Source organism: Herbaspirillum sp. B65 (genome assembly GCF_000333555.1).
Taxonomy (GTDB): Bacteria; Pseudomonadota; Gammaproteobacteria; order Burkholderiales; family Burkholderiaceae_D; genus Herbaspirillum; species Herbaspirillum rubrisubalbicans.
The window spans coordinates 1-9,376 of sequence record NZ_BADI01001007.1 but is presented as its reverse complement, the minus strand read 5'-3'; the positions used below and the strand labels follow the sequence as shown (position 1 = coordinate 9,376).

6 protein-coding genes and 1 pseudogene are annotated in these 9,376 nt (G+C 63.2%); 3 read left to right on the top strand and 4 right to left on the bottom strand.

Features of this window, described 5'->3' with window-relative positions:
- Together I5W_RS31685 and hrpA are read right to left on the bottom strand one after the other, a co-directional pair.
- The coding region (locus I5W_RS31685) for a YDG domain-containing protein (RefSeq protein ID WP_252717198.1) at positions 1-308 on the bottom strand (308 nt) is incomplete at its 3' end.
- Positions 309-340: 32 nt separating this feature from the next.
- Positions 341-2,044, bottom strand: a pseudogene (gene hrpA / locus I5W_RS23830) (ATP-dependent RNA helicase HrpA); the annotation flags it as partial.
- Between the two features lie 186 nt (positions 2,045-2,230).
- Between hrpA and argA the strand changes: the two are divergent.
- The 3 genes from argA to I5W_RS23815 all read left to right on the top strand — a co-directional run bounded on the left by argA (position 2,231) and on the right by I5W_RS23815 (position 6,804).
- Positions 2,231-3,544 (top strand): amino-acid N-acetyltransferase, encoded by a 1,314-nt coding sequence (argA, locus tag I5W_RS23825; protein WP_026052214.1) that lies wholly within the window; start codon positions 2,231-2,233, stop codon positions 3,542-3,544.
- Positions 3,545-3,639: 95 nt separating this feature from the next.
- Positions 3,640-3,915: an oxidative damage protection protein gene (locus I5W_RS23820; protein ID WP_017453994.1), complete on the top strand. Its 276-nt coding sequence runs from the start codon at positions 3,640-3,642 to the stop codon at positions 3,913-3,915.
- A 141-nt stretch (positions 3,916-4,056) separates the two neighbouring features.
- Positions 4,057-6,804, top strand: a complete 2,748-nt coding sequence (locus I5W_RS23815; protein ID WP_044531110.1) for a M16 family metallopeptidase — start codon at positions 4,057-4,059, stop codon at positions 6,802-6,804.
- 69 nt (positions 6,805-6,873) lie between these two features.
- Here the strand turns inward: I5W_RS23815 and rpiA are convergent, their stop codons facing one another.
- Both rpiA and I5W_RS23805 read right to left on the bottom strand, forming a co-directional pair.
- Entirely contained in the window at positions 6,874-7,545 is a 672-nt protein-coding gene (gene rpiA, locus I5W_RS23810) for a ribose-5-phosphate isomerase RpiA (RefSeq protein ID WP_017453996.1), read from the bottom strand.
- Between the two features lie 119 nt (positions 7,546-7,664).
- On the bottom strand, positions 7,665-9,376 hold a 1,712-nt coding region (locus I5W_RS23805; protein ID WP_148289193.1), incomplete at its 5' end, for a cation:proton antiporter.

Below are 9,376 nucleotides of genomic sequence, written 5' to 3'. Positions count from 1 at the left end.
TGCAACGCTACATTCAGGCTCACAAGCTTGTTGTTACCCGCCGAAGCATTCGCAAACGTCCCATTGGCCGTGTAGTTACTGAACGCCGTCGCATTGGCAAGGCTGCCATTGGCCGCACTAGCATTACCCAACAGGACAGTCGCCGCTCCCACATTGCTAATGGCTGCGTTCGTCGTCGTGTCGTACACCTTATCCGACGCCGTCACGTTCGCCACCGTCACATTGGCCTTCGCAATGTTGGCTGTCGTCTTGTTCTGGCTTGACGTGCTCAATGCGTAGTTCGTCGTATCTGCCAACGCCACGTTCACGCTTACCGTCTGGCTACCTGCCGCTGCGTTCGGTAACTGGCGAATTCGGATTTTTCATCGGCGAATTTCTTGTGCGCATTGTCGGCCGCATTCTGCGCATCCATGGGCCGGTCGCGCGGGTCTTGCACCGACACCGCGGCGGCGATGATGAGCAATTCGGTCAGGCAGGCATTGTCGCGGCCGGCCAGGATCATGCGGCCCACGCGCGGGTCCAATGGCAGGCGCGCCAGTTGCTTGCCCAAGGGTGTCAAGCGATTGACGCCGCCCTGCTCTTCGACTGCGCCCAGTTCCTGCAGCAACTGGTAGCCATCGGCAATGGCGCGGCCCAGCGGCGGCTCGATGAAGGGGAAGCTCTCCACGTCCGTCAGGTGCAGCGACTTCATGCGCAGGATGACCGAGGCCAGCGACGAACGCAGGATCTCGGGATCGGTGAACTTGGGACGTTGCAGGAAATCCTGTTCGTCATACAGACGGATGCACACGCCCGCAGCCACCCGGCCGCAGCGACCGGCGCGCTGGTTGGCGGCCGACTGCGCCACCGGCTCGATCTGCAATTGCTCGACCTTGTTGCGGTAGCTGTAACGCTTCACCCGCGCCAGACCGGCATCGACCACATAGCGGATCCCGGGCACGGTCAGTGAAGTTTCCGCCACATTGGTGGCCAGCACGATGCGACGGGCGTTGCTGGTCTTGAAGACGCGCTCCTGCTCCTGCGCCGACAGGCGCGCAAACAGCGGCAGGATTTCCACATGGGGGGGATGATGCTTGCGCAGCGCTTCGGCGGCGTCGCGAATCTCGCGCTCGCCCGGTAGGAACACCAGCACATCGCCCGAACCGATGCGCGCCAGTTCATCCACGGCATCGACCACGGCATCCATCAGGTCGCGCTGTTCGCGGTCCTTCTGGGCCTGGCTGGCGCGGCCTTCGGCACGCGCACGGGCTTGCGCCACTTCGGTAGAGACGCCGCTGCGGTCGGCATTGTCGATGGGGCGATAACGGATTTCCACTGGATACAGGCGGCCGGAAACCTCGATCACCGGCGCCGGCACCAGCTCGCCCTTGAGCTCTTGCCCGAAATGGCGGGCGAAGCGGTCGGCGTCAATGGTGGCTGAGGTGATGATGATCTTCAGGTCGGGACGCTTGGGCAGCAACTGCTTCAGATAGCCCAGCAGAAAGTCGATGTTGAGGCTGCGTTCATGCGCCTCGTCGATGATGATGGTGTCGTACTGGCGTAAGAGCGGATCGGTCTGGGTCTCGGCCAGCAGGATGCCATCAGTCATCAGCTTGATCCAGGCGCCCTTGGACAGGGTGTCGTTGAAGCGGACCTTGTAGCCCACCAGTTCGCCCGGTGGCGAATTCAATTCCTGGGCGATGCGCTTGGCGGTGGAAGAGGCGGCGATACGGCGTGGCTGGGTGTGGCCGATCAAGCCCTTGGCGCCACGGCCCAGTTCCAGGCAGATCTTGGGGAGCTGGGTAGTCTTGCCGGAACCGGTCTCGCCGCTGACGATGATGACCTGGTGCCGGCGCAGTGCCTCGGCGATTTCGTGACGGCGGCCGGAGACCGGCAGCTCTTCCGGGAAGGTCACCGGAGGCAGCGGATTGCGCACTGGCGGCGCGGCCTCGGCGCGGCGGGCAGCACGCGGCTCGCGCGGGCCACGTCCACGATCCTGTTGCGGGGTCTGGGTCTGCTGCGGCTGAGCGCCAGGGGGAGTGTTGGGTGCTTTGGTAACGGACATGAGGCCGACATTATACCTGCCACCGCCCGCCCGGTCAGGCTGCAGGCGGCTGCTCGGCCGATGGTGCAGGCTTGGCGGCACGCTGGCCGGCGCACTGGCTCCGGTTTGCAACATCTGCACAAGAAATCTGCCCCGAACCGGCCCGCAAGCCTACGCCCGGGCGCGACGCTGGTTATAATGCGCGACATGGAAAAACAGACCGAATTCGTCAACTGGCTGCGCTCCGTCGCGCCCTATGTCCACGCCTTCCGCGGCAAGACCTTCGTGGTCGCCTTCCCGGGTGAGCTGGTCACGGCCGGCGGCTTGCAAGTCCTGGCCCAGGATCTCTCGCTGCTGCACGCGCTGGGCATCCGCGTAGTGGTGGTGCATGGCTCGCGCCCGCAGGTGGCCGAACAGCTGGCGCTGCGCAATGTCGAGGCGCGCTTCCAGAATGGCCTGCGGGTGACCGACAGCGCCGCCCTGGAATGCGCCAAGGAAGCCGCCGGCGAGCTGCGCCTGGACATCGAGGCCGCCTTCAGCCAGGGCTTGCCCAATACGCCCATGGCGCATTCGGCCATCCGCGTAATCTCCGGCAACTTCGTCACGGCCCGCCCCATGGGGGTGATCGATGGCGTGGACCTGCAACTGACCGGCGTGGTGCGCAAGATCGCCGCCGATGTGATCCAGCCCATCATGAATGCGGGCGGCATCGTGCTGCTCTCGCCGCTGGGATTCTCGCCCACCGGGGAAGCCTTCAACCTGACCATGGAAGACGTGGCCGTGTCGGCCGCCATCGCGCTGCGCGCCGAAAAGCTGATCTTCCTGTCGGAAACGCCGCTGATGAAGGACGCAGCCGGCGCCGAAATCCGCGAGCTGTCCTCGCACCAGGCCGAGGCCGTACTGTCGGCCGGTTTCCTGCCCTCGGACGCCGCCTTCTACCTGGCCAGCGTGGTCAAAGCCTGCAATGCCGGCGTCTCGCGCGCCCACATCGTGCCCTTCTCCACCGATGGTTCGGCCTTGCTGGAACTGTTCACCCACGATGGCGTGGGCACCATGGTCACCTACGAAAACCTGGAAAGCCTGCGCCAGGCCACCATCGAGGACGTGGGCGGCATCCTGAAGCTGATCGAACCGCTGGAAGCCGATGGCACCCTGGTCAAGCGCGGTCGCGAACTGATCGAGCGCGAAATCCACTACTTCTCGGTGATCGAGCACGACAACGTCATCTTCGGCTGTGCCGCCCTCTATCCCTTCCCCAAGGAAAGGATGGGCGAGATGGCTTGCCTGACCGTGAACCCGGAAGTGCAAGGCCAGGGCGACGGCGACCGTATCCTGAAGCACATCGAGACCCGCGCCCGCGAAGCCGGGCTGACCAAGCTCTTCGTGCTCACCACCCGCACCTCGCACTGGTTCTTGAAGCGCGGCTTCGTGCTGGCAGGCGTGAACGACCTGCCGCAGGATCGCCAGCAGATCTACAACTGGCAACGCAAGTCGCAGGTATTGATCAAGAACCTGTATTGAATTTTCGTCAGGACGTGAGCAGGCTCAACCGCTGACACCGATCGCAGGGCCGGCCACGACCAACGAGCTCCACCTTAACGAACCAAGGAATCGACATGGCACGCATGGTCCATTGCATCAAACTGAACAAAGAAGCAGAAGGCCTGGATTTTCCGCCCTATCCGGGCGAGCTGGGTAAACGCATATATGAAAGTGTCTCCAAGGAAGCCTGGGCCGCCTGGCTCAAGCACCAGACCATGCTGGTCAATGAAAACCGCCTGATGCTGGCCGACGCCCGCGCCCGCAAGTACCTGGCGGCGCAGATGGAAAAACATTTCTTCGGCGAAGGCGCCGATGCGGCCGCCGGCTACGTGCCGCCGCCCAGCGAGTAATCGCCCCGCGCAGTACTGCTACCCACGCCGCCCTGGTTCGCCACGGCGGCGTTTGTTTTGCGGTGTTGATTCTGCCTCTTCTGCCTCTCTGGCTGGCGCTACAATGCCGGCTCCGATTCCGACTTCCTGCTGGAGCTCATCTTGTCCTTGCGTCATCTGCGCCTTGCCATCCTGTCCGTCAGCTTCGGCTTCATCCTCGCCGCGCCCGCCTCGCAGGCGGCCACCTCGACCCTGGCGCTGCCAGCCGGCGTGAGTGCCGGCCCCAGCGCCGAGGGCATCAGCGAATACCACTTTGCCAATGGCTTCAAGCTGCTGCTGCTGCCCGATGACTCCAAGCCCACGGTGACCGTCAACATCACCTATCTGGTCGGCTCGCGCCACGAGAACTATGGCGAGACCGGCATGGCGCATCTGCTGGAACACCTGATGTTCAAGGGCTCGCCGCAACATCCGGCGATCCCGCAGGAGTTCAGCAAGCGCGGCATGAACTTCAACGGCACCACCTCGCTGGACCGCACCAACTACTACGAAAGCTTCCAGGCCGGCCACGACAACCTGCAATGGGCCATCGCCATGGAAGCCGACCGCATGGTCAATTCGAAGATCGCGCGCAAGGATCTCGATAGCGAAATGACAGTAGTGCGCAACGAATACGAAGCCGGTGAAAGCTCGCCCGCGCGCGTGATGCTAAAGCGTATGCAAAGCGTGACCTACGACTGGCACAGCTATGGCCACAGCCCCATCGGCGCGCGCAGCGATATCGAGAACGTGCGCATCGAGAACCTGCAAGCCTTCTATCGCACCTACTACCAGCCCGACAACGCCGTGCTGATCATCGCCGGCAAGTTCGAGCCAGGCCAGGTACTGCAATGGGTCAACCAGAGTTTCGGTCGGCTGCCCAGGCCCAAGCGCAAGCTGCCCGCATTCTGGACCGTGGAGCCGACCCAGGACGGTGAGCGCCAGTTCACGATCCGCCGCCGCGGCGACCTGCAACTGGTGGCGCTGGGCTACAAGATGCCCTCCGCCTTGCACCCGGATGCCACCGCGCTCTCCTTTGCCAGCGACATCCTGACCGACACCCCCAATGGCCGCCTGCACAAGTCGCTGGTGCAAACCGGACTGGCCACCGAAGTCTATGCGATGCCGCTGGCCGGCTATGCGCCGGGCTTGCAGCTCATCGTCGCCAAGCTCAAGGCCGGGGCCGATATCGAACCGGTCAAGCAAGCCATGATCGCCACCGTGGAATCCTTCAGCAGCAACCCGCCCACGGCCGAGGAAATGGCGCGTCTGCGCCGCGAAAGCGCCAACAACTTCGAGACCCTGCAGAACAATCCGCAGCAGATGGCGGTAGCCATGTCCAATGCCATTGCACGCGGCGACTGGCGCCTGCTCTTCATCGAACGCGACCTGGAACAGCGCTTGAGCAGCGCCGACATTGCCGCCGCCGCAGGCAAGTACTTCTGCCGCGATAACCGTACCGTCGGCCTGTATCTCCCGGAAGATCATCCGCAACGCGCCGAGATACCACCCGCGCCCAGCGTGGACGCATTGCTGGCGCAATACCAGCCGCGCGCGCCCATCGCTGCCGGCGAAGCCTTCGATCCGGCACCGGGCAACATCGAACAGCGCACCACCCGCATCGCCCCTGGACAGCCACCGCACGCCGCCCTGAAGCTGGCACTGCTGCCCAAACAGTCACGCGGGCAGACGGTCTCGGTGAGCATGAACCTGGAGTTCGGGGATGCCGACAGCCTCTTCGGCCAGCGCGCCGTGGCCCAGCTGACCGCGGCCATGCTCATGCGCGGCACCAGCACACTGGATCGCCGCCAGTTGGCCGATGAATTCACGCGTCTGAAGATCAACGGCAACGTCTATCGTTTCCAGACCACCCGTGAGAACCTGACCGCGGCCATCGCCCTGGCGGGAGAGGTATTGCGTCATCCGCGCCTGGACCCGGCCGAATTTGCACAATTGAAAAATGAAACCGTGGCCGCGCTGGAAGCCACCCGCAAGCAACCTGATGCACGCGCCGCCGAAGCGCTGCAACTGCACTTCGAGCATTACCCGGCCGGCGACTGGCGCGCCGCGCGCACGCTGGACGAGCGCATTGCCGCCGTGCAGGCGGTCACGCTGGAACAGGTCCAGGCCTTCCATCGCCGCTTCTATGGCGCCTCGCATGGTGAAGTGGCCATCGTCGGCGACTTCGACGCCCAAGCCACACGCAGCGCCATCGACCAGGCCTTCGCCGGCTGGTCCAGCGCCGCGCCTTATGCGCGCATCCTGCGCACCTGGTCCGATATCGCGCCCGAGCGCATCCTCATCGATACCCCCGACAAGGAAAACGGCGTCTACCTGGCGCGCCAGAATCTGCGCCTGCGTGATGATGACCCCGACTATGCGGCGCTGGTCGTGGCCAATTATCTACTGGGTGCATCCAGCCTGAAGTCGCGCCTGGGCGATCGCCTACGACAGCAGGATGGGCTTTCCTACAGCGTCGATAGCAGTCTGCAGATCGGTGCCATCAGCGACGCTGGTTACATCGGCATCTATGCCATCGCCGCCCCACAGAACATGGACAAGGTCGATGCCGCCGTGCGCGAAGAACTCGAGCGCCTGGTCAAGGATGGCTTTAGCGAGGATGAATTGTCGCGCGCCAAGTCCGGCATCCTGCAACAGCGCAACCAGCAGCGTAGCAGCGACGGCGGCATGGCCACCGGCTGGACCGCTCTGCTGAACCTGGACCGCAGCTTCCTGTGGCAGCAGCAGTTGGACCTGAAGCTGGCCGACCTGACGCTGGCGCAATTGAATGCAGCCGTGCGCAAGTACATAGACCCGGCGCGCATGACGGTGGTGATGGCACGCGATGCGGCCAAGGCCGCACAGCGCTGATGGACAAAAAAATGGCCGTGTCACGCAGACACGGCCATTTTTGATTGAAGCAAATACCAACCGCTCGCCTCAGAACTCCAGCTTCTTGACACCCTCGGCCGTGCCCAGCAGGCAGACATTGGCCCCCTGGCGCGCAAACAGGCCATTGGTGACCACGCCGACGATGTTGTTGATCTTGTCTTCGATGTCGGCCGGATCGGTGATGGACAGGCCCAGCAGGTCGATGATGTAGCAACCGTTGTCGGTCACCAGCGGCTGGCCATCCTTCAGACGCAGGCGCGGCTGACCACCCAGTGCGGCCAGCTTGCGGGCCACCACGGCGTGCGACATCGGGATCACTTCCACCGGCAGCGGGAACTTGCCCAGCACCTCGACCAGCTTGGAGCCATCGGCGATGCAGACGAACTTCTGCGCCACCGACGCCACGATCTTCTCGCGCGTGAGCGCAGCACCACCGCCCTTGATCATGGCGCCGGCACCATTGATTTCGTCGGCGCCATCGATATACACCGGCATGGTCTCGACCTCGTTGAGATCGAACACGGTGATGCCGTGCGAACGCAGGCGTTCGGCGGTGGCTTCGGAGGAGGCCACCGCGCCCTTGATGCGGTGCTTGATCTTGCCCAGCTCATCGATGAAGAAATTGGCTGTGGAGCCGGTGCCCACACCGATGATTTCGCCATCGACCACGTAGTCGATGGCCGCCTTGGCGACTGCCTGCTTGAGTTCGTCTTGAGTCATGATTGTGTATGAGTCCAACGTAGAGTCCAACGTAAAGTCCAACTTGAATAAGCCCTGGTTTCCGCTAACCGGAAACGAATAAATTCGCAATGAACGGGATGAAGGCACATCAATGCGCATCAGTGCGCATCATCCGGTTGCTCATCCAGCGTCTCGAAAAGCGCGATCTGCAAGCGGGAATGCAGCTTGACCAGCTTGCTCCACAGCAACCACAACAGCCCGGCAGCGGCCGCCAGCACGAAGGCCAGCAGGTTCAGGGGCGGCAGGATACTGGCGCTCAACACGAAGATCAGCAGCATGATGCCGACGATGGACATGATGGGCAAGACCTCCGAGACGATCTTGCGCACCCCCGAAGTATACGCTCCGGCGAACTCGGGCTTGACGCTGACCTCGGCCAACAGCATCGACAGCGCCTGCAGCTTGCGATAGGTGGCGATCAGGAAGGGCAACGACAGCACCAGCGCACAGCCCCAGATGATGGCCTTCTGCACGTCTGGATCGGGCGTCCAGGCCGAGAGCTGGCGCGACAGGCCATCGACGAAGAAGGCGCCGGCCAGGAACACCGCGATCACCAGCGCCAGGTTGACCATCACCTGCATCAGGATACGGCGGATGATGCGTGTCAACTCAGCCCGGTCGCCGGTAGGTTGCAGGCTTTCCAGCCAGCGCGAATACATGCCCAGCAAACCCGACACACGCGCCGGCACCAGCGTGACCGCCTTGGCCGAGAGCGGATCGGCGGCCTTGATGAGATAAGGCGTGAGCAAGGCGGTGACCGCCGAAACCGCCACCACGATGGGATAGAGGAAGTCGCTGGTGACCTTGAGGCTCTGACCCAGCGCGGCGATGATAAAAGAGAACTCGCCGATCTGCGCCAGCCCCATGCCTACGCGCATGGGCGTGCGCCCGCCCTGCCCGGCCAAGAAGGTGCCCAGGCCGCAACTGATGAGCTTGCCGAAGACCACGGCCAGGGTGATGACGGTGATCGGCATCCAGTACTTGACCAGCACGCTGGGATCGAACAGCAGGCCGATGGCCACGAAGAAGATGGCCGAGAACATGTCGCGGATCGGCTCGACCAGGCGTTCGATGCGATGCAACTGGCGCGCCTCGGCCATCACCGCGCCCACCAGGAAGGCCCCCAGCGCCACGCTGTATTGCAGCTTCATCACCAGCAGGCAGAAGCCGAACAGCACGCCCAGCACCGCCACCAGCAACATTTCGTCGCTCTTGAAGCGGGCGATGAACGCCAGCAGGCGCGGCACCGCCAGGATGCCCACCACCAGCGAGACCGTCATGAACAGCACCAGCTTGCCTACCGTAGTGAAGACTTCGGTGGAGTCCACCGAACCGCTGGTGGCTACCCCCGAGAGCAGCGCGATCATGCCGATGGCCAGGATATCCTCGACAATCAGGATGCCGAAGATGATCTGGGCGAACTTCTCGTTCTTCATGCCCAGCTCGTTCAAGGCCTTGACGATGATGGTGGTGGAGGACACGGCCAGCATGGCGCCCAGGAAGATGGCGTCCATCCGCTTCCAGCCGAAGTAGAGACCGATCTCGTAACCGATCCAGATCATCAGCAGGATTTCGGCAGCAGCGCCGATGAAGGCGGTGGCACCGACCTTGGCCAGCTTCTTGAGACTGAATTCCAGCCCCAGCGAGAACAGCAGAAAGATCACGCCCAGCTCCGAGAGGATATGCACGGTCTTCTCATCCTGGATCAGGTCGTAGGGCGGAGTATGCGGGCCGATAATGACGCCGGCCACGATATAGCCCAGCACCACCGGTTGTTTCAACTTGTGAAGACGACCGTGACGAGCCGGCA

Excerpts from the sequence above, each read along its gene's own strand:
- rpiA (WP_017453996.1), bottom strand. The coding sequence starts at position 7,545 with ATGACTCAAGACGAACTCAAGCAGGCAGTCGCCAAGGCGGCCATCGAC.
- I5W_RS23820 (WP_017453994.1), top strand. The coding sequence starts at position 3,640 with ATGGCACGCATGGTCCATTGCATCAAACTGAACAAAGAAGCAGAAGGC.
- argA (WP_026052214.1), top strand. The coding sequence starts at position 2,231 with ATGGAAAAACAGACCGAATTCGTCAACTGGCTGCGCTCCGTCGCGCCC.